This is a genomic window from Halorubrum sp. Ea8, from assembly GCF_002252925.1.
Taxonomy (GTDB): Archaea; Halobacteriota; Halobacteria; order Halobacteriales; family Haloferacaceae; genus Halorubrum.
The window spans coordinates 41,774-64,504 of sequence record NZ_NHPF01000100.1 but is presented as its reverse complement, the minus strand read 5'-3'; the positions used below and the strand labels follow the sequence as shown (position 1 = coordinate 64,504).

The 22,731-nt window shown below is 68.6% G+C and carries 18 protein-coding genes and 1 pseudogene; 9 read left to right on the top strand and 10 right to left on the bottom strand.

Annotated features, from left to right (window positions below; translation table 11 throughout):
• Positions 1 to 98: 98 nt before the first annotated feature.
• Positions 99 to 1,016 carry an EamA family transporter gene (locus DJ74_RS11255; RefSeq protein ID WP_094527309.1) on the bottom strand — a complete coding sequence of 306 codons (918 nt, stop codon included), beginning with the start codon at positions 1,014 to 1,016 and terminating at the stop codon, positions 99 to 101.
• A gap of 116 nt (positions 1,017 to 1,132) precedes the next feature.
• Here DJ74_RS11255 and DJ74_RS11250 point away from each other — a divergent pair, with 116 nt between their 5' ends.
• Both DJ74_RS11250 and DJ74_RS11245 read left to right on the top strand, forming a co-directional pair.
• Positions 1,133 to 1,693, top strand: coding sequence for a DUF309 domain-containing protein (locus DJ74_RS11250; protein WP_094523780.1), 561 nt, complete (start codon positions 1,133 to 1,135; stop codon positions 1,691 to 1,693).
• A gap of 127 nt (positions 1,694 to 1,820) precedes the next feature.
• On the top strand, positions 1,821 to 2,624 hold the full coding sequence (locus DJ74_RS11245) for a succinylglutamate desuccinylase/aspartoacylase family protein (RefSeq protein ID WP_094523779.1): 804 nt from the start codon (positions 1,821 to 1,823) through the stop codon (positions 2,622 to 2,624).
• Positions 2,625 to 2,643: 19 nt separating this feature from the next.
• On the opposite strand, the gene DJ74_RS11240 is transcribed toward DJ74_RS11245, so the two are convergent.
• Positions 2,644 to 3,039 carry a cupin domain-containing protein gene (locus DJ74_RS11240; RefSeq protein ID WP_094523778.1) on the bottom strand — a complete coding sequence of 132 codons (396 nt, stop codon included), beginning with the start codon at positions 3,037 to 3,039 and terminating at the stop codon, positions 2,644 to 2,646.
• Between the two features lie 135 nt (positions 3,040 to 3,174).
• On the opposite strand from DJ74_RS11240, the gene DJ74_RS11235 reads away from it, so the two are divergent.
• Together DJ74_RS11235 and DJ74_RS11230 are read left to right on the top strand one after the other, a co-directional pair.
• Positions 3,175 to 4,356 carry a M50 family metallopeptidase gene (locus DJ74_RS11235; protein ID WP_094527308.1) on the top strand — a complete coding sequence of 394 codons (1,182 nt, stop codon included), beginning with the start codon at positions 3,175 to 3,177 and terminating at the stop codon, positions 4,354 to 4,356.
• A 91-nt stretch (positions 4,357 to 4,447) separates the two neighbouring features.
• A complete protein-coding gene (locus DJ74_RS11230; protein ID WP_094527307.1) occupies positions 4,448 to 4,720 on the top strand; it encodes a glutaredoxin family protein in 273 nt (90 codons plus the stop codon).
• Positions 4,721 to 4,773: 53 nt separating this feature from the next.
• On the opposite strand, the pseudogene DJ74_RS11225 reads toward DJ74_RS11230, so the two are convergent.
• A pseudogene (locus tag DJ74_RS11225) lies at positions 4,774 to 5,892 on the bottom strand (DUF1508 domain-containing protein); the annotation flags it as partial.
• A gap of 116 nt (positions 5,893 to 6,008) precedes the next feature.
• On the opposite strand from DJ74_RS11225, the gene DJ74_RS11220 reads away from it, so the two are divergent.
• Together DJ74_RS11220 and ligA are read left to right on the top strand one after the other, a co-directional pair.
• Entirely contained in the window at positions 6,009 to 7,172 is a 1,164-nt protein-coding gene (locus tag DJ74_RS11220; RefSeq protein ID WP_094527305.1) for an amidohydrolase family protein, read from the top strand.
• 93 nt (positions 7,173 to 7,265) lie between these two features.
• Positions 7,266 to 9,446, top strand: a complete 2,181-nt coding sequence (ligA, locus tag DJ74_RS11215; protein WP_094527304.1) for an NAD-dependent DNA ligase LigA — start codon at positions 7,266 to 7,268, stop codon at positions 9,444 to 9,446.
• A gap of 55 nt (positions 9,447 to 9,501) precedes the next feature.
• On the opposite strand, the gene DJ74_RS11210 is transcribed toward ligA, so the two are convergent.
• The gene (locus DJ74_RS11210) at positions 9,502 to 10,917 is read right to left on the bottom strand and encodes a GntP family permease (RefSeq protein WP_094523772.1); all 1,416 of its coding nucleotides are present in this window, start codon (positions 10,915 to 10,917) and stop codon (positions 9,502 to 9,504) included.
• A gap of 306 nt (positions 10,918 to 11,223) precedes the next feature.
• Here DJ74_RS11210 and DJ74_RS11205 point away from each other — a divergent pair, with 306 nt between their 5' ends.
• Both DJ74_RS11205 and DJ74_RS11200 read left to right on the top strand, forming a co-directional pair.
• On the top strand, positions 11,224 to 12,252 hold the full coding sequence (locus tag DJ74_RS11205) for an ABC transporter ATP-binding protein (RefSeq protein ID WP_254921635.1): 1,029 nt from the start codon (positions 11,224 to 11,226) through the stop codon (positions 12,250 to 12,252).
• The gene (locus DJ74_RS11200; RefSeq protein ID WP_094527303.1) at positions 12,249 to 13,079 is read left to right on the top strand and encodes an ABC transporter permease; all 831 of its coding nucleotides are present in this window, start codon (positions 12,249 to 12,251) and stop codon (positions 13,077 to 13,079) included. The genes DJ74_RS11205 and DJ74_RS11200 overlap by 4 nt, the downstream gene beginning before the upstream one ends.
• A 25-nt stretch (positions 13,080 to 13,104) precedes the next feature.
• Here DJ74_RS11200 and DJ74_RS11195 read toward each other — a convergent pair whose 3' ends face one another.
• Positions 13,105 to 14,409, bottom strand: a complete 1,305-nt coding sequence (locus DJ74_RS11195; RefSeq protein ID WP_094523770.1) for an O-acetylhomoserine aminocarboxypropyltransferase/cysteine synthase family protein — start codon at positions 14,407 to 14,409, stop codon at positions 13,105 to 13,107.
• A gap of 143 nt (positions 14,410 to 14,552) precedes the next feature.
• Between DJ74_RS11195 and DJ74_RS11190 the strand changes: the two genes are divergently transcribed.
• Positions 14,553 to 15,782, top strand: a complete 1,230-nt coding sequence (locus DJ74_RS11190; RefSeq protein WP_094527302.1) for an SPFH domain-containing protein — start codon at positions 14,553 to 14,555, stop codon at positions 15,780 to 15,782.
• Positions 15,783 to 15,965: 183 nt separating this feature from the next.
• Here the strand turns inward: DJ74_RS11190 and DJ74_RS11185 are convergent, their stop codons facing one another.
• The 5 genes from DJ74_RS11185 to uvrB all read right to left on the bottom strand — a co-directional run bounded on the left by DJ74_RS11185 (position 15,966) and on the right by uvrB (position 22,718).
• A complete protein-coding gene (locus tag DJ74_RS11185) occupies positions 15,966 to 17,654 on the bottom strand; it encodes a ribonucleoside-diphosphate reductase subunit alpha (RefSeq protein WP_094527301.1) in 1,689 nt (562 codons plus the stop codon).
• A gap of 2 nt (positions 17,655 to 17,656) precedes the next feature.
• Complete coding sequence (locus DJ74_RS11180; RefSeq protein WP_094522870.1) at positions 17,657 to 18,685, bottom strand: ribonucleotide-diphosphate reductase subunit beta; 1,029 nt, start codon at positions 18,683 to 18,685, stop codon at positions 17,657 to 17,659.
• 548 nt (positions 18,686 to 19,233) lie between these two features.
• Positions 19,234 to 19,833: a hypothetical protein gene (locus DJ74_RS11175; protein WP_094527300.1), complete on the bottom strand. Its 600-nt coding sequence runs from the start codon at positions 19,831 to 19,833 to the stop codon at positions 19,234 to 19,236.
• 124 nt (positions 19,834 to 19,957) lie between these two features.
• Positions 19,958 to 20,488, bottom strand: coding sequence for a hypothetical protein (locus tag DJ74_RS11170; RefSeq protein WP_094527299.1), 531 nt, complete (start codon positions 20,486 to 20,488; stop codon positions 19,958 to 19,960).
• 175 nt (positions 20,489 to 20,663) lie between these two features.
• Positions 20,664 to 22,718, bottom strand: a complete 2,055-nt coding sequence (gene uvrB, locus DJ74_RS11165; RefSeq protein WP_094522864.1) for an excinuclease ABC subunit UvrB — start codon at positions 22,716 to 22,718, stop codon at positions 20,664 to 20,666.
• Between the last annotated feature and the right edge of the window lie 13 nt (positions 22,719 to 22,731).

The following is a 22,731-nucleotide window of genomic DNA, read 5'->3' as shown; positions in this document are numbered from 1 at the left end:
GACCGCTTATTTTATTTATCAGATGTTAAATTTTTAAATATACCCCAATTATCTAATGATAATATATTCGGCGTCGGACGGGCGGACTCGCCGCGCCCTCACAGCGCGATCATCGAGACGCCGACGACCGCGAGGAGTGCGGCGACGAGGCGGACGCGGAAGTAACGCTCGCCGAGGAGGATCCCGCCGAGCACGACGGCGATAATCGCCTGCGTGTTGATCACGGGCGAGGCGACGCTCGCGGGGAGCGACGCGAACGCGACGGTGGTCAGGTGCTCGCCGAGCGCGACGAGCGCGCCGGCCGCGAGGAACTTCGGCGCGTCGCGGCGGGTCACGGCGGGCGGATTCCGGATCGCGGCGGGGAGCAGCACTAGCCCGGCCCCCGCGAGGAGCAGCGGCACCCACAGCGTCCCGGGGATCGCGAGCTCCTGGAGGGCCACGCGCTTCCCGAGGTCGGCGAGGGCGTAACAGGCCGCGCTCACCAGGGCGAGCTGAGCGGGCCGAGAGTGGACGGCGCCGACCAGCGGCGCGAGCAGGCTCCCGGGCTCGTAGTTCGCCACGTAGACGGCCGCCGTAGCGACGACGACGCCCGCGACCTGGATCGGCGCGAGCACCTCGCCGAGCAGCAGCACCTCCAGCGGGAGCACGAACATCGGGACGACCTTGTTGATCGGGGTCACGTAGGAGACGTCGCCGAGAGCGATCGCCCGGAGGAAGAGCACGAACGCGGCCGCGGTCGCCGCCGCGGTCCCGGCGACGACGGCGACCGCCGCTGGGTCGACCGCCGCCATCGACCCGGCGATCCGCCCGGGCGCGGCGGGCGGGTCGCTCGCGATCGCCGCCGCGCCGAGGTCGTTCGTCGCGACGGTCACCGGGAGGAACCACGCGATCGCCGCCGCGTTTATCAGCACCGTGAGCCCGGCGGGCGGATAGCCCGAGAACGAGCGCTTCAACACGAAAATGTAGCTACCCCACACGAATGCGGCCCCGATCGCGAAGGGGAGCCCGAGATCCATCGATCGACCCGACGCCCGGTCGGGGAAAGAAGCGTTCGATTCCGGCCGCGTCGCGCGCGATCGGGCGCGGCCCGGGCCGCGAAACGGTTAGGTCGTTGGGCCCGAGAGGCGTTCGCATGGACGAACACACCCGGGATCCCGGCGTCGCTCCGCCGCTCGGGAACCCGACCGGGTGGCACGCGGGCGGCGACGAGGCGGACCGGTCGGGCGACGGCGACGCGGACGCCGACCCCGCCGGCGACGCCCGGGTCGCCGGCGGCCACTGGGAGCACGCCACGCTCCGCCGGGCGACCGAACACGGCGTCAGGCTGTTCAACGCCGGCGCGTACCACGAGTCGCACGACTGCTTCGAGGACGAGTGGTACAACTACGGGAGCGGGACGACGGAGAGCGCCTTCCTCCACGGGATGGTGCAGGTCGCCGCGGGCGCGTACAAGCACGTCGACTTCGAGAACGACGACGGGATGCGGTCGCTGTTCGAGACCGCCCTGCAGTACCTCCGCGGCGTCCCGGACGACTTCTACGGCGTCGACGTCGCCGAGGTGCGCGCGACGCTCCGGGCCGCGCTCGACGATCCGGCTGCGCTCGACGGCTGGAAGATCTCGCTGGACGACGCCCGCCCGGAGGCGTACCCGGCGGACTACGAGTACGCCGAGCGGGTCGACGAGGCGCACTGAGGGGCGTCGACGAGGGAGGCTGAGGGGCGTCGACGAGGCGCACTGAGGGGCGTCGACGAGTACGCCGAGCGGACCGGCGGCCGCGGCGATCCGAACGCGACTTACCCGCCGAGCGCGTCCGACGGGTATGGACGTGTACGAACTGGGCGAGGGCGAGCCCGAGGTCGCGGTCGTCGGCGCGATCCACGGCGACGAGCCCTGCGGCGCCCGCGCGGTCCGACGGCTCCTCGACAGCGACGTCGACGTCGAGCGCCCCGTGCGCCTGATCGTCGCCAACGAGGCGGCGCTCGACGCCGGTGTGCGCTACCTCGACGCCGACCTCAACCGGGCGTTCCCCGGCGACCCGGAGTCGGCCGCCCACGAGGAGCGACTGGCCGCCGAGCTCCTCCCCGAGGTCGAGGGGTGTACCACCCTCGCGATCCACTCGACGCAGTCGTCCGCGGAGCCGTTCGCGGTGATCGACTCGATGGACGAGGTCACCCGCGCGGTCGCTCCGCACCTCCCTGTCGACGTCGTCATCGAGACCGACGCCTTCACCGAGGGCCGGCTCATCGAGCACCCGCACACGCTCGAGGTGGAGGCCGGCCTGCAGGGGTCCGACGGGGCCGCGGACAACGCCTACTGGCTGACGCGGGCGTTCCTGGCCGCCACCGGGGCGCTCCCGGCGCCGGGGGCCGAAGACGTGGTCGACGCGGGCGGCCGCGACGACGTCGAGGTGTTCCGGCTCCGCGACCGGATCCCGAAGCCGGACGCCGAGCGGTACGAGGTGTTCGCGCGCAACTTCGAGCGCGTCGAGGTCGGCGAGGCCTTCGCGGCCGCCGGCGACGAGCAACTCCGCGCCGACGAGCCCTTCTATCCCGTGTTGCTGTCGCCGTACGGCTACCGCGACCAGTTCGGCTACGTCGCCGACCGGGTCGGGACGATCGAGTGAGCGGCGAGGGAGCGACGGGTCACTCGACGAGTTCGATCGCGTCGTCGCCGTTCGGCACCGCGCAGATGAACGCCCCCGTCTCGTCGCCGTCGTTCCGGTACCAGTGCTCGACGCCGGCCGGGATGAGGAGCGCGTCACCCGGAGAAACGGCGTGCTCCGTCTCGCCGATCCCGACCACGTACTCGCCGGCGAGCACGTACTGCTCGTGTTCGACCGCGTTCGTGTGACGCGGGACCGCGGCGCCGGGCGCGATCTCGAACCGCCGCATCGCGAAGTGCGGGGCGCCGTCCGACTCGTCTAAGAGCACGCCCTTCCGGAGCCCGTCCGCGGCGTCGACCGCCTCGTACCCGACCTCGTCGCCGCGTTTCAGGACCGCGTCCGATGCGCTCGCCGCTGCGTCAGTGGAGTCTCCCATACCGACCGATCGGCGGCAAGGTGTTTATAAACGACGGCGGCGCGCGTCGGCGTCGGTCGGGCCGAGTCGCCGTCGCGGGTTCTCGGGAGCGTCGGCGTCAGGACGTTTAACCTCCCACCCGACGTATTCGGAGGCATGCGTGGACTCAAGATCGGGACGGCGCTGGGGATCCCGGTCAGGCTCAACTGGACGTTCCTGATCGTGTTGCCGCTGTTCGCCTACCTCATCGGCTCGCAGATCGAGATGATCGCCGACGTGATGAACGAGTCGCTCGGCGCCGGCATCGACCCGGCCGCGCTCGCCGGGGGGCTCACGCCGTGGGCCCTCGGGCTGGCGGCGGCGGTCGGGCTGTTCGCCGGCGTCCTCCTCCACGAGTTCGGCCACTCGATCGTCGCCATGCGGTACGGCTACGAGATCGAATCGATCACGCTGTGGCTGCTCGGCGGGCTCGCCAGCTTCAGCGAGTTCCCCGAGGACTGGAAACACGAGTTCTGGATCGCGATCGCGGGGCCGGTCGTCAGCATCGCGGTCGGCGCCGGCTGTTACGCCGTGTTCGTCCTGGCGCCGGTCGGGTCGAACGCGGTGTTGTTCGTGTTCGGCTACCTCGCGCTGTTGAACGTGGTGCTCGCCGTCTTCAACATGCTTCCGGCGTTCCCGATGGACGGCGGGCGCGTCCTCCGCGCGCTCCTGGCCCGGAACCAGCCGCACGCGCAGGCGACCCAGCGCGCCGCCGCGGTCGGGAAGGCGTTCGCGTTCGTCATGGGGATCGTCGGGCTGTTCAACTTCCAGCTGCTGTTGATCGTCCTCGCCTTCTTCATCTACATCGCCGCCTCCGGCGAGGCCCAGCAGACCACGCTGAAGGCCGCCTTCGAGGACGTCACCGTCGGCGACGTGATGACCGGCCGCGAGGACCTCCACACCGTGCGCGAGAACACCTCGGTCGCCGAGCTGATGAGCCGGATGTTCGAGGAGCGGCACACGGGGTACCCCGTGCTCCGCGGCGAGAGCCTCGTCGGGATGGTGACCCTGGAAGACGCGCGGTCGGTCCGGGAGGTGGAGCGCGACGCGTACACCGTCGGCGACGTGATGGCGACGAACGTCGTCGCCGTCGGCCCGGAGACCGACGCGATGACCGCCCTCCAGACGATGCAGGAGAACGGCGTCGGCCGTCTGCCCGTCGTCGACCGCCAGGAGCGGCTCGTCGGGATCATCTCTCGCTCGGACCTGATGACCGCGTTCAACATCATCCAGACGGGCGGCACCCCGAGCATCATCAGCGGGCGGCGACAGATCGGCGACGACCCCGACGTGTTCTGAGGCGGACCGAGTCCGCGTCGCGTCCACCGACGCGCGGCGGCGCCGATCGGCGACCGAAAGCGACTCGTCGTCGACGACACTACCGGCTCGCATGAGCGATACGGACGCGTCGGTCCCGGTCCCGGTCACGGTGTACACCCGCGAGGACTGCGCCCTCTGTGACGCCGCACGGGAGACGATCGAGGAGACCGCCGCCGGGCTCGACGTGGCGATCGACCTCGAGATGGTCGACGTCGACGAGGACCCCGAACTCGTCGACGAGTACGGCGAACGCGTCCCCTACGTGCTGGTCGACGGGCACCCGGCGTTCAAGTACGAAGTCGACGAGCGCGAGCTGCGGCTGAAGCTGCTCGCGGCGTCCTGAACGGCTGAAAAAAACGGCTCGGCCGGCGACCGCTACGCGACCGTCTCCTCGCCGGCGCCCGGGGCGTTCGTCTTCAGGTTCGTGACGGCCTCGACCGCGTTCGACCGGGAGGCGTACCCCTGGCCGGAGTCGGCCACGATGTTCCCGTTGCGGTGCCGGAGCCGCCAGCGCCACTCCCCGCCCGCGTCCTCGAACAGCTCGAACGTCGCCGCGCTCTCGATCCCCTCGTCCTCGCTCGGAACCGCCACGGCCGGCTCGTCGGCGTCCTCGGGTTCCGGCCCGTCGTCGGCCGCGACGGCCTCCGCCTCCTCGACCGGCGTCTCGATCCGGAGGAGCCCGGCGCCGCGCGCGTTCCGCCGGACGCTGTGGAGCCCCTGCTGTGCCTTCCCGAGGCTGCTGTACCCCTGGCCCGACGTCGCGATCACGTTCCCGTTGCGGTGTCGGAGCCGCCAGCGCGGCTTCCCGCCCGCGTCCGTGAACAGCTCGAAGCGGGCCTTGCTCTCGCGGAGCGACGCCGCCTCGTCGCGCGCGACCGCGACCTCCGCGTCGAGGTCCTCCGCGCGCTCCTCGGCGGCGGCCAACTCCTCTCGCGTCGACGCCAGTTCGTCGCGGACCGACGCCAGGTCAGCCTCCGTCGACGAGAGCTCCTCGCGGGTGGCCTCCAGTTCGGCGCTCGTCTCGTCGCGCTCCGCCGTCGCGGCGGCCGTCTCGTCGCGCATCCGCTCGTAGTCCTCGTACACCGGATCGGAGAGCAGCGGGACGACCGTCCCCGCGAGCCCGATGAGGAGCAGCCCGACCCCGTACAGCGTGATCACGGTCGAATCGCCGGAGGCGGTGAACCACCTATCGGGGAAGATGTTCACGAACCACACGACGCCGAGGACGCTCACCGCCGTCCCGAGGTAGCCGAGGTACGTTCCGGTCCGGCGTAGCGGGAAGCGTATCACCGCCCCGAGCATGACGAACGGCGGCGCCAGCGCGGTCAGCGCGTACGCGATGCCGCGGGTCGTCGTCGCCGACTCGGTGACGAAGAACAGCGCGACGCCGGCGGCCCCGAGCAGCACGCCGACCCCGAACAGCCAGTAACCGTTCACCTCGTCGCTCGTGGTCGGCTCGCCGATCCGTCGCGCGTACAGTCCGCCGCCACGGTCCGGGTTGTCAGGAGTTGGCATGGGTGCGGAGACTTTGACCGTCGGTTTATTACTGATGGTGTGTGACACGATAACAAGTGTAAATTCCGGACTACCGCGACCCGAGCGTTTACCCGTCGAACGGTCCCCCATATGGTATGTACGTACTCCGAGGCGGACGGGTCGTCGACGCGGCGGGGAGTCGCGAGGCAGACGTGGCAATCGCGGACGGCGAGATCGTCGCGGTCGGCGACGACGTCGACGACGCGGGTGACGTCGACGAGGAGATCGACGCCGCCCGGAAGACCGTCGCGCCCGGGCTGATCGACGCGCACGTCCACGTGATGATGGACGGCCGCCCGGACGTCTCGACCGCGGTGTCGGAGAGCGACTACGCCGCGAGCTACCGCGCCGCGAGCAACCTGCGGGCGGCGGTCGAGGCCGGAGTCACGACGGTCCGCGACCTCGGGAGCAGAGGGACGCTCGCGCTCGACGCGGGCGAGGCGGTCGCCGAGGGCGAACTCGACGGCGCGCGGGTGCTCGCGTGCGGTCGCAACGTCATCATGACCGGCGGCCACGGCAACTGGTTCGGGCGCGAGGCCGACGGGCCGGCGGAGGTCCGGAAGGCGGCCCGCGAGCAGCTGAAGGCGGGCGCGGACGTGCTCAAGTGCATGGCGACCGGGGGCGTCCTCACCGAGGGCGCGGTGACGGGCGCCCCCGAGCTGACGCCCGAGGAGCTGGCGGCGTTCACCGACGCGGCCGCGCCGACCGACACGCCGACCGCGGCCCACGCCCACGGCGAGGCGGGGATCAAGAACGCCGTCGAGGCCGGGATCACGAGCGTCGAACACGGCACCTTCATGGACCGTGAGGCCGCCGAAATGATGGCCGACCGGGGCACCTACTGGGTGCCGACCGCGAGCGCGCTCCGCGGCATCGTCGACAACGGGATCGAGGCCGGGATCCCCGAGGACGCCGTGGCGAAGGCCGAAGACGCCGCCGACCGCTTCGACGACGCGTGGGACCACGCGCTCGACGCCGACGTGCCGATCGCGATGGGCACCGACGCGGGCACGCCGTTCAACTTCTTCGAGGACATTCCCCAAGAGCTGGCGTACATGGTCGACTACGGCCTCTCCCCGGAGGCGGCGCTGGAGGCCGCCACCGTCAACGCCGCCGACCTGCTCGGGCTCGACGACGTCGGCCGGGTCGAGGCCGGGTACCGCGCCGACCTCGTCCTCCTCGACGCGGACCCGACCGAAGACGTCGAGGCGTGGCGGGAGCCGGCGGCGGTGTTCGCCGCCGGCGACCGGGTCGCGTAGGGCGGGGACCGGACCGCGACCGGGGGCGGTCGACTGGAGTCCGATCGCCCGCGAACGGTCGCTTTTAACCCGAGCCGCCGCAAGGATCGGTCGATGACGAGCGCGCAATCCGGGTCGTCGCCCCGGCACGCGGACCCGGACGAGAACCCCTACGTCGAGTCGCCGCCGACCGACTTCGAGCCGGTCGAGGAGCTCTCGACCGAGGACGCCGCCGAGCAGGCCTCCCTGCTCCGGGCGGCGGTCCGGGAGCACGACCACCGGTACTACGTCGAGGCGGACCCGCTGGTCTCCGACGAGACGTACGACCGGCTGTTCGCCCGGCTCGAGGAGTTGGAGGACGCGTTCGACCTCCCGACCGACGGCTCGCCTACCCGCCGCGTCGGCGGCGAGCCGATCGACGAACTGGAGACCGTCGAGCACGTCGCGCCGATGCGCTCCATCGACAACGCGACGGAGGCGGAGGCGGTCCGCGAGTTCGACGAGCGCGTCCGGCGCGGGCTCGACGCCGAGGGGGTCGACCCCGACGACGTCGCGTACGTCTGCGAGCCGAAGTTCGACGGCCTCTCCGTCGAGGTGGTGTACGAGGACGGCGTCTACGCCCGCGCCGCGACTCGCGGCGACGGCCTCGAGGGCGACGACGTCACCGAGCAGGTGCGGACGATCCGCTCGGTTCCGGGCCGGCTCCGCGGTGACCCGCCGGGGACGCTGGCGGTCCGCGGCGAGGTGTACATGCCCCGCGACGCGTTCGACGCGTACAACGAGGAGCGGATCGAACGCGGCGAGGAACCGTTCGCGAACCCCCGCAACGCCGCGGCCGGGACCCTCCGACAGCTCGACCCCGCGGTCGTCGCCGAGCGCCCGCTCGACGTCTTCTTCTTCGACGTGTTGGCGTGGGAGGCCGGCGACGGGGCGGCGGAAGGGGCCGAGGGCGGCGACGACGCCGAGCCGCCGGAGCGCCCCGACACCCACTGGGCGGAGTTCGACGCGTTCGACGCGTTCGGGCTCCGCCGCGCCGACCGGGTCGAGCGCGTCGGCGACATCGAGGGCGCGCTCGACTACCGCGAGCGCCTCATGGCCGAGCGCGACGACCTCGACTACGAGATCGACGGCGTCGTGATCGCGGCCGACGACCGGGCGCACCGCGAGGCGCTCGGGTCGACCTCGCGGGCGCCGCGCTGGGCGTTCGCGTACAAGTTCCCGCCCCGAACCGCGACGACGACGGTGGAGGGTATCACCGTGCAGGTCGGGCGGACGGGCCGGCTCACCCCCGTCGCCGAGCTCGCCCCCGTCGACGTCGGCGGCGTCACCGTCTCGCGGGCGACCCTCCACAACCCCGCCGAGATCGAGACGCTCGGCGTGAACGTCGGCGACCGCGTGCGGATCTACCGCGCCGGCGACGTGATCCCGTACGTCCCCGAGGTCGTCGAGAAGCGCTCCGAGGGCGCGTACGAGTTCCCCGAGGCGTGTCCGGTCTGCGAGGCCCCCGTCGAGCGCGACGGCCCGCTCGCCTTCTGCACCGGCGGGCTCGGCTGCCCGGCGCAGCTGGAGCGGGCGGTCGAACACTGGGCGCGGCGGGACGCGCTCGACGTCGAGGGGCTGGGTCCCGAGCGCGTCGAGCAGCTCCGCGAGGCCGGGCTCGTGGAGTCGCTGCCGGACCTCTACGACCTGACCGTCGAGGAGCTCGCCGCGCTGGAGGGGTGGGGGGAGACGAGCGCCGAGAACCTCGTCGCGGAGCTGGAGGCGACGAAGGAGCCGCCGCTCGGCGACTTCCTCGCCGGGCTCGGGATCCCGGACGTGGGCGCGACGACCGCCCGCGCGCTCGCGGCGGCGTTCGGCGACCTCGACGCGGTCCTCGACGCCGACGAGGCGGCGCTTCGCGAGGTCGACGACGTCGGTCCAGAGGTGGCCGAGTCGATCCGGACGTTCCTCGACAGCGACGAGAATCGGGCGGCCATCGAGGGGCTCCGCGAGCGCGGCGTCGAGCCCGAGTCGGTCGAGGTCGAGGCCGGCGACGCGCTCGACGGGCTCACGTTCGTCTTCACCGGGTCGCTGTCGACGACGCGGAGCGAGGCGCAGGCGCACGTGGAGGCGCACGGGGCGAACGCCACGTCGAGCGTGTCGGGCAACACAGACTACCTCGTCGCCGGCGAGAGCCCCGGGCGGTCGAAGCGAAGTGACGCCGACGCGGAGGGCGTCCCCGTGCTCGACGAGGACGCCTTCGCCGACCTCCTCGCCGAGCGCGGGGTCGCGTGGCCGCCCGAGGACGACGGGTAGCGCCGAGGGTCACCCGGTCGGCGTCGGCGGGAAAACGGACGCCGAGTCGGCCGCGTCAGGCCAGGGGGAGGACCGCGGAGACGATCAGCACGGTGACGAGCCCCGTCACCGAGATGATCGTCGTCAGCGCGGTCCAAGTCTTCAGCGTCTCCGTCTTGGTGAGCCCCCCGATCTCGCTGACGAGCCAGAACCCGGAGTCGTTGAACCACGAGAAGATGTTCCCGCCGGCGCCGATGACCATCACGAGGTAGGCCGGGTGGACGGTCAGCTGCCCGGTAAGCGGCGCCATGATCCCGGCGGCGGTGAGCATCGCGGCCGTGGCCGACCCCTGTGCGATGCGCACGATCGCGGCGATGAGCCACGCCGTGACGAGCAGACCGACCCCCACCTCTTGGAGCGCGCCGGCCAGGTAGTCACCGATGCCGGAGGCCGCGAGCAGCGCGCCGAACGCGCCGCCGGCCGCCGTGATCGCGGCGATGTTCCCGCCGCTTTTCAGGGCCTCGGTGAGCTCGTCGCTCCACTCGCTCCGGCTCATGGTGTCGTAGCGGTAGAACGTGTACGCGGCCGCGAGCGCGGCGACCGTCAGCGCGACGTTCTTGTTTCCGATGAAGTCCGTGATCGGCTGTACCGAGGCCAGGGCCGGAATCGCCTCCTGGAACGTGTTAACGAACGTCGACGACGCTATCAGCAGGACCGCCAGTAGGATCGGCGCCAGCGATTCGAGCATTCCCGGAAGCTCGCTGGTCGGCCGGTCCGCGACCGCCTGTAACTCCTCCGTCGAGGTCGCCATCGTGTCACGCAGCGGGATGTCGAGTCGGCTGTTGATCCAGCGTCCGTACACGAGCCCGGAGACGATCGCCGCCGGAATGGCGGTCACCAGTCCGATGACGATCGTCGTGAACAGGTTGCTTCCGATCTGGTCGGCGACCGCGAGCGGGCCGGGCGTGGGCGGGACGAACACGTGCGTCGTCGCGGCCCCCGCGCCGACGACGACGATGAACAGGGTGTAGTCGCGGCCGACTCGGGCGCGCATCGACCGTGCGAGCGGCGCCATCAGGTAGAACACGCTGTCGAAGAAGACCGGAACCGCGAGCACCGAACTGCTCCCGAGCAGCGCGATATCGGAATTACTCTCGCCGAGTACGCCCTGGAACCCGCGAACGACCCGCTGTGCCGCGCCGCTCTCCAGCATTCCCTTCCCGATGACCGCCGCCATGAGGATCGGTATCCCGATCCCAGCCATTCCGTTCCCGAACGCCGTCGCGACCTCACTCCCGGCGTCCGCGGCGGTGAAGTCCGCGACGAAGATCGTGTTTACCACGCCGACTAGGAACGCCGAGATGATCAGCCCGATGAACGCCGGGAGGTCCAGCCACACGAGCAGCGCGACGACAAGTATCAAACTAATTATAAATGTTAATAATGGACTGTGAGCGAACTGAACAGTCGACTGGAGTGGTACGGGAAGCATCCCGATCGACCTCCCGAAGAGTATTAATTAAAATTTGTGGACTCTACCCGCCGAGTCGGCCTAAAGGTCTCAAATTCTAAATGCGTTCGATCCGTCGTCGAAGCGTCGACGGTGAGGTACGAGTAATAGTCATATTATGTAGGTGTATTTTTTACTTCAACTGAGCAATCACTTTCGGTTTCCGAGTCCGAGCGTCGCGGGCGTCCGGCGCGTGCTGCACCGCTCGGCTTCGCGACGCCGCTACGCGCCGCTGCCTCGCCGACGAGACCCGCAACCCTTTATCGCGAGACGCGGGAACGGGAATGTATGACCGCCATCGAGCTGCGTGGCGTGCGGAAGGAGTTCGGCGACGTCACGGCCGTCCGTGACCTCGACCTCACCGTACAGGAGGGCGAGGTGTACGGGTTTCTCGGCCCGAACGGCGCCGGCAAGTCGACGACGATCGACATGCTGCTCGACCTCGTCCGCCCGACCGCGGGGACGGTGCGCGTCCTCGGACGCGACGCCACCGGCGACGGGGTCGCGATCCGGCGGCGGACCGGGGTGCTCCCGGACGGGTTCGCCGTGTACGACCGGCTCTCCGGGCGGAAGCACGTCGAGTTCGCGGTCCGATCGAAGGAGGCCGACGACGACCCAGACGCCCTGTTAGAGCGCGTGGGGCTGCTCGACGACGCCGACCGGAAGGCCGGCGGCTACTCGAAGGGGATGCGCCAGCGGCTCGCGCTCGCGATGGCGCTCGTCGGCGAGCCCGACCTGCTCGTCCTCGACGAGCCCTCCTCCGGGCTCGACCCCGCGGGCGCGAAGGAGATGCGAGAGATCGTCCAGCGCGAGGCCGACCGCGGCGCGACCGTCTTCTTCTCCTCGCACATCCTCGAACAGGTCGACGCCGTCTGCGACCGCGTCGGGATCCTCCGCGACGGCGAGCTCGTCGCCGAGGACTCCGTCGAGGGCCTCCGCGAGGCCGTCGGCGGCGAGGAGACGCTGGAGATATCGGTCGGCGACGCGAGCGGGACGGGCGGTGCGAGCGACGCGGCAGTCGAGGCGGTCCACGCGGTCGACGGCGTCAGCCGCGTCGACCGCGACGGCGACGCGCTCGTCGTGAGCTGCGCCGACGGCGCGAAGACACGCGTCATCGCCGCGCTGGAGGACGCCGGCGTCGACGTCGCCGACTTCCACACCCGGGAGGCGTCGCTGGAAGACCTGTTCCTGGCGTACACGGAAGGCGACGCGGCGGAAGGCGACGCGGCGGAGGGCGACGCGGCTGAGGGCGACGCGGCGGGATCCGACGGCGGACGGCCCGGCTCGGTCGCTCCGGACGAGGAGGTGGCCGAATGACCCTCGCCGCCATCGCGGAGAAGGACTTCCAGGACGCGGTGCGCTCGCGGGGGATGATCGCTCTCGTGGCGCTGTTCTCGCTACTCGTCGCCGTCTTCGCGTTCGTGATCAGGCCGACGGGACAGGGCGAGCAGTTCGCGACGGAGCTCCTCCTCCGCTTCTTCGTCAGACCGTTCCTCGTGACGACGCTCGTCCCCCTCGTCGCGGTCGTGATCGGCTACAACGCCGTGAGCGGCGAGCGCGAGTCCGGCTCCCTGAAGCTGCTCCTCTCGCTGCCGCACTCGCGGGCCGACGTCGTCTTCGGGAAGGTCGTCGGCCGCGGCGCCGCGCTGTCGGTCGCGGTGTTCGTCGGGTTCCTGCTCCCCGCCGCCGTGCTGGCCGTGCTCGCGCAGACCGGGGGGATCGCGGCGTTCAACGTCGGCTCGTACTTCGGGTTCACCGTCTTCGCCGCGGTGCTCGGGGTCGTCTTCGTCGCGATCGCGGTCGGCTGCTCGGCCGCCGCGTCGACCCAGCGGCGCGCCCTGATCGGCGGCGTCTCGATCTACGTCCTGTTCGTGCTGCTGTGGGGTGCCGTCACCGGCCAGTTCCTCGGCGCTGCCGGCGGGATCGTCGACCCGCTCCCGGTGTCGACGGAGCAGGTCCGGGCGTTCCTCCGGGTGTCGAACCCGACGACCGGCGTCGAGATCCTGTCGAACGCGTTCCTCGGCGGGCAGCTGTTCGCGGGCGAGACCGTCAACCGACAGATATCGGCGGCGTCGATGCTCGTGTTCTGGACGGTCGCGCCGCCGCTGGTCGGGCTCTGGAAGTTCGACGCCGACGACTTATAAACGAAGGCGGCCGTCTCGCGGCCGGTTACGCCGTCGCGCGCTCGATCGCCGCTTCGAGGTCGGCGACGATGTCGGCGGGGTCCTCGATGCCGACGGAGAGCCGCACCATGTCACCGGTGACGCCGGCGTCCTCCTGTTCTGCTTCGGTCAACTGCTGGTGAGTCGTCGACGCCGGGTGGATGACGAGCGTCTTCGCGTCGCCCACGTTCGCCAGCAGCGACGCGAGGTCGGCGTTCTCGACGGTGCCCTTCGCGGCCTCGTAGCCGCCCTCCAGCCCGAAGGTGATCATGCCGCCGTAGCCGCCCTCCAAGTACTCGCTCGCCTCCGCGTGGGTCTCGTGGCTCTCCAGTCCGGGGTAGTTCACCCACGCCACGTCCCCGTGCTCGTCGAGGTACTCCGCGACGATGCCGGCGTTCTCGCAGTGGCGGTCCATTCGGAGGGGAAGCGACTCCGTCTGCTGGAGCGTGTTCCACGCGTCGAACGGCGACTGCTGGTTCCCCAAGTCGCGCAGCCCGCGGGTGACCGCCGCGAAGGTGAACGCCGCCTCGCCGAACGCGTCGACGTAGTTGATCCCGTGGTACGCGGGGTTGTCCTGCGCGATCTCCGGGAACTTCTCGGGGTACTCGCCCCACGGGAAGGAGCCGCCGTCGACGAGGACGCCGCCGACGGTGGTGCCGTTGCCGGTGAGCCACTTCGTCGTCGACTCCCAGACGAGGTCAGCGCCGTGGTCGAGCGGGCGGCAGAGGGACGGCGTCGCGAACGTGTTGTCGACGAACAGCGGGGCGCCGTGCTCGTGGGCGATGTCGGCGATCCGCTGGATGTCCGGCGTGACGAGGGCGGGGTTCCCGATGGTTTCGATGTGGACGTAGGCGGTGTCCTCGTCGATGGCGTCGGCGTATCCCTCGTAGTCGAGCGGGTCGACGAACCGCGTCGAGACCCCGCGCCGCTCGACGGAGTGGGTGAGGTAGGTGTAGGTGCCGCCGTACAGCGCCGACGAGGAGACGATGTTGTCGCCCGCGGACGCGAGCATGAACGTCGCCAGGTCGAGCGACGCCATCCCGGAAGCGGTGGCGATCGCGCCGACGCCGTTCTCCAGGGAGGCGAGCCGCTCTTCGAGGGCGCCGTTCGTCGGGTTCATGATCCGGGAGTAGACGTTGCCGGCCTCCTCCAGCGCGAACAGCCGGGCGGCGTGGTCGGCGTCCTCGAACTCGTAGGACGTCGTCTGGTAGATGGGCGTGGCCCGGGCGCCGGTCGCCGGGTCCGGGTCGGAGCCGGCGTGGACGCTTCGGGTGCGGAACTCGCGGTCGGGCTGGTCCTCGTCGGATGGCATGGATCGACGTGGGCCCGCCACGTATTTAACTGCGCCCGCAGTTGCCGGCGTTACCGGTTTCTCGGAGACGGCATCGTGGCGTGGCACCGCTGCCGCGCCCGACTCGTGCGAACCGTTAACAGCGTCGAACCGTAACTCAAGTTATGGGAACCCAAGGTCCGCGCGGCGAGACCCTCGAGCTAGAGGACGCGGTCGGCGGTATCCCGGACGCCGTCTGGCAGTACACGGCGCTCGGCGCCGCCCTCCTCGTCGGTTTCGCCCTCCTCAGCCAGAGCCTCGTCTTCGGCGTCGGAGCGCTCGCGGTGTTGCTGGCGGCGGTCACGGTCGTCAGCGCGGTCGAGATCGTCGACGCCTACGAAAAGGAGGCGCTCACGGTGTTCGGCGAGTACCGGAAGCTCCTCCAGCCGGGCGTCCACCTCATTCCGCCGTTCGTCTCCCGGACGTACGCGTTCGACATGCGGACGCAGACGCTCGACGTCCCGCAGCAGGAGGCGATCACGCGGGACAACTCGCCGGTGACGGCGGACGCGGTCGTCTACATCAAGGTGATGGACGCGAAGAAGGCGTTCCTCGAGGTGGACGACTACAAGAAGGCGGTCTCGAACCTCGCGCAGACCACGCTCCGGGCCGTCCTCGGCGACATGGAGCTCGACGACACGCTCTCCCGTCGCGACCAGATCAACGACCGCATCAACGAGGAGTTAGACGAGCCGACCGACGAGTGGGGGATCCGCGTCGAGGCCGTCGAGGTCCGCGAAGTGAGCCCCTCGCAGGAGGTCCAGCGGGCGATGGAACAACAGACCGGTGCCGAGCGCCGCCGCCGCGCGATGATCCTCGAGGCGCAGGGGGAACGCCGCTCGGCGGTCGAGCAGGCCGAGGGTGACAAGCAGTCGAACATCATCCGGGCGCAGGGTGAAAAGCAGAGCCAGATCCTCGAGGCGCAGGGGGACGCGATCTCGACGGTCCTCCGGGCGCGGTCCGCGGAGTCGATGGGCGAGCGCGCCATCATCGAGCGCGGGATGGAGACGCTCGAGGAGATCGGCAAGGGCGAATCGACGACGTTCGTCCTCCCGCAGGAGCTCACCAGCCTCGTCGGCCGCTACGGCAAGGCGCTCTCCGGCTCCGACGTCCAGCAGATGGAGGGGTTAGAGAGCAAGGAGTTCGACGAGGAGACGGAGAAGATGCTCGGCTTGGAGGACATCGAGAGCGCCCTCGAACAACTCGACACCGTCGCCGACAGCGATCTACGGACCGACGAGACCCGCGACGCGGACACGGCCCGCGACGTCGACCTCGCCCGTCAGGAGGGAGAGACCCGCGAGGCCGACCGGGATGTCGAGCTGGAGGCCGAGAGCGAGCGCCCGGGGACGTAAGCCCGACTCGCGGCTGCCGCACGTCGTCGACAGAGAAGCTCGCCGGAACCACGATCGCGCCGCCGCACGGGTCGCTGACGTTCCCAGAGCCGAAGACGCCCACCTCGAGGCGGACCGGGACATCGATCTGGAGTCGGAGTCTGGGAGTGACTGAGACGGTAGGCGAGCCGCCACGAGTAGCGATCAGCTTTCACAGGCTCTACACTCGAGAATATCTCGACTGAATTTCTGTGCGGCATTCACGCTGTGCTGATAGTAGAGGCTCTTGACCCCTTTTTTCCAAGCTTCTATGTAGAGCTGATTGATCTCCTTGACGCTCACTTCACTCGGATCGATCGAGATGTTCACGCTCTGTGCTTGGTCTATGTGTTTCTGTCTCTGTGCCGCCTGATTGATGATCGCCATCTGCGGTATCTCGGCGAAGGTCTTGAACACCTCTTTCTCTTCGTCCGTCAGACACTCGAGATGTCGAACGCTCCCGTCCTTATTGGCGATGCTGTCCCAGACTTCGCGGGTGTCTTTGCCCCGCTCCACCAGTATCGCCTGAAGGAATCTGTTTTTTTGCGTCGACTTTAGCTTCGCACCGTCTCGCACGAAGTAGTTCGATTTCAGCGGCTCGATGCTCGGACTGACCTGACCCAGAATGACGCTGCTCGATTTCGTCGGAGCCACGCTCATCGTCGTCGTGTTCCGCCTGCCGTAGCCCTCGAGAACCTCCGGCTCCCCGAACTCATCCGCAAGCGCTTCACTCGCCTCGTAGCTCCGCTCTTTGATGATCCGGAAGATCTCCCCGTTCTTCTCCATCGCCTCCATGCTGTCGAAGGGGATCATGTTGCTCTGGAGGTAGCTGTGCCACCCGAGGACGCCGATCCCTATCGCTCTGTGTCTCTTCGCGAACCGCACGGCCCGCTCCATGAACTGTACTCCCTCCGTGCGCTGGATGAATTCCTCCATCACCGCGTCCAGGAATCGCGTCAGAGTCTCCACTGCATCGGTATCCTTCCATTCGTCGTAGTGGAGAGCGTTCATACTTGAGAGACAGCAGACGAAGCTCTCGTCCGCCGTGGCCGGCAGCGCTATCTCGGTACACAGGTTGGACGCGTTTATCTGGTAATCCTTGTCCTTGTAGACCTGTGGCTTCCCCTCGTTCATGTTCCCCCGGAAGATTATATACGGAACGCCGATATTGATCCGGGTCTCGATAATGTCCGCCCAAGTCTCTCGCTTCTCTTCATCGCCGTCAATCATCGCCTGAAACCAGTCGTCACCGATGATGACTCCGTAGTAGATGTCCTGTACTGGGTCCCCTTCGGTTTTGATGTTAAGCCATTCTTCCAGGTCGTCGTGTTCGACGTCGATGTAGCCGGCGAACTGCCCCCGCCGGGTTTCGCCCTGGCTGATGACGTTGATGATCGTATCGAACAGCTCTGTGAAGCTGTAACTCCCGTTGCTCTTGCCGTTGTTCGTTATCGGACTGCCTCGCGGCCGCAGCTCACCGAAGTACCCGCTCGTGCCGCCGCCCTGCTTGGTCATCTCACCCACCTCGGCTTGGGTGTAGAGAATGCTCTCGATGCTATCCTCCATGTAGCTGCCGAAGCAACTGATAGGAAGGCCTCTGTCCAGTCCGAAGTTGGACCACACCGGGCTCGCGAGACTATAGAAGCCCCGACTCATGTACTCGTAAAACTTGTCCGCGAAGCCCTCCTCACCGAGGATCTCTTCGGCGCGCTCCGCTATCTGTCTGACTCTCTCTTCCGCTTCGACGCCCTCGATCAGGTACCCCTCTCTGAGAAACTCCCTACTGTCCTCGTTCAGCCAGTAGAACGGTTCCGTATGCTGTTGCTCAACGCTTTCGAGTTCTGTTTGTGCCATTGTTAGAACATGTCCTCGGCGGTAACGCTCTGCGTGTGTTTGTTGTACGTGGTCGACCGCTTGCTGAAGAAGTCGTTATCCTTGGTCATCATAATGTCCTCGTCGAACCAGCGCGTCTCCTCAAGCAGGTCGTCGTCCGTCTCGAATATCGGTTCCACGCCGACGGTTTCTAGGCTCTGATTGAACCGGTCTCGCAGAAACGCGTCGACGTGCGCTCGAGGAAGGAACTCCAGCTCGCCGTCAGCGAATATCCAATTCAGAATCTCCAGCTCTGCCTCGTAGGCCTGCCGACAGGCCTCTTGGACGTCCTCCTCGAAGTCGTCATCGAAGAGGTCCGGGTTCTCCTCGCTGATCGTCTCCACCAGCTCAATCCCGAACAGACCGTGAATCTGCTCCTCTTTGCTGGTTGCTTCGACGGCGTTCGCTATCCCCGTGAACTTCTTTTCGTGCTTGTCGAAGCTCGTCATTATGAGGAACTGGCTGAATAGCGAGACGTGTTCGACGAACGTACTGAACAGCAGGATGCTCATCACGTACTCCCGTTCGTCGTCGCTCTCGCTCTTCTCCAGATACTCATCGAGATACTCGATCCGCTCTTTGATCGCCGGCTCCTCAGTTACCTGCTCGAAATCGTCCGTGATTCCTAAGACGTCGAGTAGGTGACTGTAGGCGTCCATGTGCCGCACCTCGCTTTCCGCAAAGGTCATACCCACGTTCCCGACCTCGGCTTTGGGCATCTCCTCGTAGATATCCGACCAAAACGTCTTCACTTGCACCTCGATCTGCGCGATAGCCAACATCGTCCGCTTGATAACGGTCTGCTCAGCAGGAGTCGTGTTGACCCTGAAGTCTTGGACATCTCCGTCGAAATTAAACTCCGTGTGTACCCAGTAGCTGTTCCGGATCGCCTCGACGTAGTCGAGAAACTCGCTGTACTCGTAGGGCTTCAGCTGTTTTCTCTCCGAGAAGATGTCCGTCTCTATGTCTGCGCCTGTACTCGCGTTCGTGTTTGCGTTTTCGCTTTCACTCATCGTTGGTCATCTCAAACGTGACCGATTGCGTTGGATTGGCTCTGCCACTGTCTAGCATCAGTCTGGTGAGTCCGACCGCAGTCGTGTCGCTCGGGAGACGGTCTTACAGCGTGACGTGAGTGTAGCCGTGTGAACCGTATCGGACCACACAGACTCCACCGGTATAAGTATTACCAACAAAATTGCAGTATAACAAGTTCACTTTCACACTAGAAGGGCGGAGTCGTTCCTCCGATCCACGAATGGGCGGTGCCGAGACGGGGACTGAGCGGTAATCTCCGGTTACGGGTGGTCGCTACAGTGCCCAACTGGCGGCGTCAAGCACCCGCGTAGTCCAATCGCGATGACTCCGCCGAGCAGTTCGGCGAGGAGCGCGAACCCGGAGCCGGGCGCGAGCGAGAGACCGACGAGACGTGAGACTCGGACGACGTCGACCTCACCCGGCAGGAGGAGGAGACCTGCGAGGCCGACCGCGACGTCGAGCTGGAGGCCGAGAGCGAGCGCCCGGGGAACTAGGGTCGGAGTCGGCCTCGAACGAACCCGGGCCGTCAGGGGCGCCAGTTCGCCGGATCGACCGCCCAGAGCGCGCCCACCGCGAGGACGCCGGCGACGCCCCCGGCGACGAGAGCGAGCACCGAGCCGGGGACGGCGACGACCGAGGCGAGCAGCAGGACCGCGGCGACGAGCAGCGCGACCGTGTCCTCCGTGGTCGACGCGCGCACGACGGGCGCCACCGCCCCGCCGACGACGGCGCCGGCCGCGACCGCGGCGGGCGGACCGGAGCGCAGCGCCGCGAGCGACTCCGGAAGGCCAAACGCGGCGAGGGACGCCCCGGAGCCCGCACCGATCCCCGCGCCGAGCGCGAGCGCGCCGACGGCACCGAGCGCGGGCGCGAGGAGGGCGGTCCGCGCGGAGAGGTCGGCGTCGACGAGCGCGGCCCCGCCGGAGACCACCAGTACCGATCCGGCCGCGAGGAGCGCGGGCGCGACCAACAGCGAGACCGGGGACGGCACGACGAAGTCTGGGGTGCCGGACGCGGTCGCCGATCCGGGGACGACCGCGGGCGCGACGGTGGCGGCGCCCGCGAACGCGGCGCCGGCGACCGCGAGCAGGACGAGTCCGAGGAGGCGGCGGCGGAGAGCTGTCATACCGACGGGAACGCCGCCGGGACACAAAACGATCGCGGGACTGAGACGGGATCGGTGCCGGGATGCGAGGGGCGCGACGCGGGTCGGCGGCGCGCGATCTGAACGCGTCGCCCGCGGCGGGGCCCTACACGGTCACGCCGGCGCGGTCGCCGTCGATCGAGACGACGACGCGCTCGGGCGGTCCCCGCTCGTCCGTCAGTCGGATCAGGAGGGTCTTGACGACCGGGTCGTCGGTGTCGACGTCGCCGCGGACGCCGACTCGGTCGACGGCGATCCGGAGCGAGCGGTCGCCGATGCGGCTGATCGCACCGAGTCGGAGCGCGACGGCCGGCGCCGTGAGCCGCTGGGCGACGACGAGCACGGCCTCCCCGTCGTCGTCGACGAAGGCGGTCGCGTCGACGAACGCTCGCGTCTCCGTCGCGTCGGGACGGAGCGCGCTCCTCGCCTCCGCGCTCGATCGGAAGGAGGCGGCGTGGGTGATGATCTCCGCGGGACGGTCGAGGACGCTCTGTCCGTCGACCAGCGGGTTCCCGTCGATGGAGCGGCTCCGGACGCCGAGGTCGCGGGGCGTCGACGCCGCGAGGTCGTGGAGGCGGTCGACGCACCCCGCCGTGGCGGCGGTGAGGGCGCCGACGACGACCGCGCGGCGGTGCATGTGACGGGCTCTGACGGTCGGGAATAAAACCCCGTCGTCGCGCGTCTCGGCGCGTGAGAATCGGGCGGACGCGGGGCGATCGGAGGCGTCGAACCGAGGGCGTGGAAGCGGGACGGTCGAGCCGGGTCGAGCGAGACGGTCGAGACGGACGGCCGAGACGGATCGGCGCGCCGGCCTACTCGTCGACCATCGGCGCGGGCACGCCTCCGTCGTCGGCGTCGAGTTCGAAGGCCCGGCGGAGCTCGGCGATCCGGTCGCGGATGTCCGCGGCGAGTTCGAACTCCAGGTTGCTCGCGGCCTCCTCCATCCGGTCTTCGAGCGCCTCGATCTGCGCTTCGGCCTCGTCTTCGCTCTCGACGTCGCCGACGCTGACCGACGAGGTGTCCGTCTTCGACCCCGGGAGGTTCGTCTCGCCGACCGGCTTGTCGATCGTCGTCGCCTCGTAGCCGTGCTCGGCGTTGTACTCCAGCTGGATCTCGCGGCGGCGCTGGGTCTCCTCGATCGCCGCCTCCATCGAGTCGGTCATCCGGTCGGCGTAGAGGACGACCTCGCCGTTGACGTTGCGGGCGGCCCGCCCCATCGTCTGGACGAGAGTCGTCGTCGAGCGGAGGAACCCCTCCTGGTCGGCGTCGAGGATCGCGACGAGCGAGACCTCCGGAATGTCGAGCCCCTCGCGGAGCAGGTTGATCCCGACGAGCACGTCGATGTTGCCGAGCCGGAGGTCGCGGATGATCTCGTGGCGCTCGAGGGTGTCCGTCTCGTCGTGCATGTACGCCACGTCGACGCCGGCCTCCTCGAAGTACTCCGTGAGGTCCTCGGCCATCCGCTTGGTGAGCGTGGTGACGAGGACGCGCTCGTCGCGCTCGATCCGGTCGTCGACCCGATCGAGGAGGTCCTCGACCTGCCCGGTCGCCCCCGTCACCTCCACCTTCGGGTCGACGAGATGGGTCGGCCGGACGATCTGCTCGACGATGCGGTCGGAGGTCTCGCGCTCGTAGTCGCTCGGGGTCGCCGAGACGTAGAGGGTCCGGTCCGTCTTCTCCTCGAACTCCTCGAAGGTGAGCGGACGGTTGTCGTAGGCGGTCGGGAGCCGGAACCCGTTCTCGACGAGCGAGTCCTTCCGGGACTTGTCCCCCTCGTACTGCCCTTTGATCTGGGGGATCGTCTGGTGGGACTCGTCGATCACGGTGAGGAAGTCGTCGGGGAAGTAGTCGAGGAGGGTGTAGGGGGCGTCGCCCGACTCCCGGTCGTCCATGTGCACCGAGTAGTTCTCGATCCCCGAGCAGTAGCCCGCCTCCCGGAGCATCTCGATGTCGAAGGTGGTCCGCTCCTCGATGCGCTGGGCGGCGACCAGATCGCCCTGCCGCTCGAAGTAGCTGACCCGTTTCTCCATCAGGTCCTCGATCTCCGCGATCGCCTGCTCCAGCTGGTCGTCGGGGATCGAGTAGTGCTCGGCGGGGTGAAGCATGACCGCGGGCTCCTCGCTCACGACCTCGCCTTTCATCGGGTCGACCTTGATCATGCGGTCTATCTCGTCGCCCCACAGCTCCACCCGGACCGCGTACCGCCCGTACATCGGGTAGATCTCGACGGTGTCGCCGCGGACGCGGAAGGTGCCCTGCGTGAAGTCCACGTCGTTGCGCTCGTAGTTCAGGTCGACGAGCCGGGCGAGCAGCTCCTCGCGGCCGACCTCCTCGCCGACCTCCAGGCGGAGCGCCATGTCGCGGTAGTTCTGCGGGTCGCCGAGCCCGTAGATGGCCGAGACCGAGGCGACGACGATCACGTCGTCGCGGGTGAGCAGGGAGCGGGTCGCGGAGTGGCGGAGGCGGTCAATCTCCTCGTTTATCGACATCTCCTTGTCGATGAACGTGTCCGTCTGCTCGACGTACGCCTCCGGCTGGTAGTAGTCGTAGTAGGAGACGAAGTACTCGACGGCGTTGTCCGGGAACAGCTCGCGGAACTCCTCGTACAGCTGGGCCGCGAGCGTCTTGTTGTGGGCCAACACGAGCGTCGGCTGGTCCAGCTCCTCGGCGACCCACGAGACGGTGTTCGTCTTCCCGGAGCCGGTGACGCCGAGGAGGGTCTGCTTGTCGGCGCCCGACTCGTACCCCTCGACCAGCTGTTCGATCGCCTCGGGCTGGTCGCCCGCGGGCTCGAACGGGGCGTCGACCCGGAGCGGGCGGTCGACGGTCGGGCGGTCCTCCGAGAGGGGAGAGTCGGCGTCGCTCACGATACGCGTCGTT

Coding starts and splice junctions, on each gene's coding strand:
- DJ74_RS11255 (WP_094527309.1), bottom strand. CDS start 1,016: ATGGATCTCGGGCTCCCCTTCGCGATCGGGGCCGCATTCGTGTGGGGT.
- DJ74_RS11250 (WP_094523780.1), top strand. CDS start 1,133: ATGGACGAACACACCCGGGATCCCGGCGTCGCTCCGCCGCTCGGGAAC.
- DJ74_RS11245 (WP_094523779.1), top strand. CDS start 1,821: ATGGACGTGTACGAACTGGGCGAGGGCGAGCCCGAGGTCGCGGTCGTC.
- DJ74_RS11240 (WP_094523778.1), bottom strand. CDS start 3,039: ATGGGAGACTCCACTGACGCAGCGGCGAGCGCATCGGACGCGGTCCTG.
- DJ74_RS11235 (WP_094527308.1), top strand. CDS start 3,175: ATGCGTGGACTCAAGATCGGGACGGCGCTGGGGATCCCGGTCAGGCTC.
- DJ74_RS11230 (WP_094527307.1), top strand. CDS start 4,448: ATGAGCGATACGGACGCGTCGGTCCCGGTCCCGGTCACGGTGTACACC.
- DJ74_RS11220 (WP_094527305.1), top strand. CDS start 6,009: ATGTACGTACTCCGAGGCGGACGGGTCGTCGACGCGGCGGGGAGTCGC.
- ligA (WP_094527304.1), top strand. CDS start 7,266: ATGACGAGCGCGCAATCCGGGTCGTCGCCCCGGCACGCGGACCCGGAC.
- DJ74_RS11210 (WP_094523772.1), bottom strand. CDS start 10,917: ATGCTTCCCGTACCACTCCAGTCGACTGTTCAGTTCGCTCACAGTCCA.
- DJ74_RS11205 (WP_254921635.1), top strand. CDS start 11,224: ATGACCGCCATCGAGCTGCGTGGCGTGCGGAAGGAGTTCGGCGACGTC.
- DJ74_RS11200 (WP_094527303.1), top strand. CDS start 12,249: ATGACCCTCGCCGCCATCGCGGAGAAGGACTTCCAGGACGCGGTGCGC.
- DJ74_RS11195 (WP_094523770.1), bottom strand. CDS start 14,409: ATGCCATCCGACGAGGACCAGCCCGACCGCGAGTTCCGCACCCGAAGC.
- DJ74_RS11190 (WP_094527302.1), top strand. CDS start 14,553: ATGGGAACCCAAGGTCCGCGCGGCGAGACCCTCGAGCTAGAGGACGCG.
- DJ74_RS11185 (WP_094527301.1), bottom strand. CDS start 17,654: ATGGCACAAACAGAACTCGAAAGCGTTGAGCAACAGCATACGGAACCG.
- DJ74_RS11180 (WP_094522870.1), bottom strand. CDS start 18,685: ATGAGTGAAAGCGAAAACGCAAACACGAACGCGAGTACAGGCGCAGAC.
- DJ74_RS11175 (WP_094527300.1), bottom strand. CDS start 19,833: ATGACAGCTCTCCGCCGCCGCCTCCTCGGACTCGTCCTGCTCGCGGTC.
- DJ74_RS11170 (WP_094527299.1), bottom strand. CDS start 20,488: ATGCACCGCCGCGCGGTCGTCGTCGGCGCCCTCACCGCCGCCACGGCG.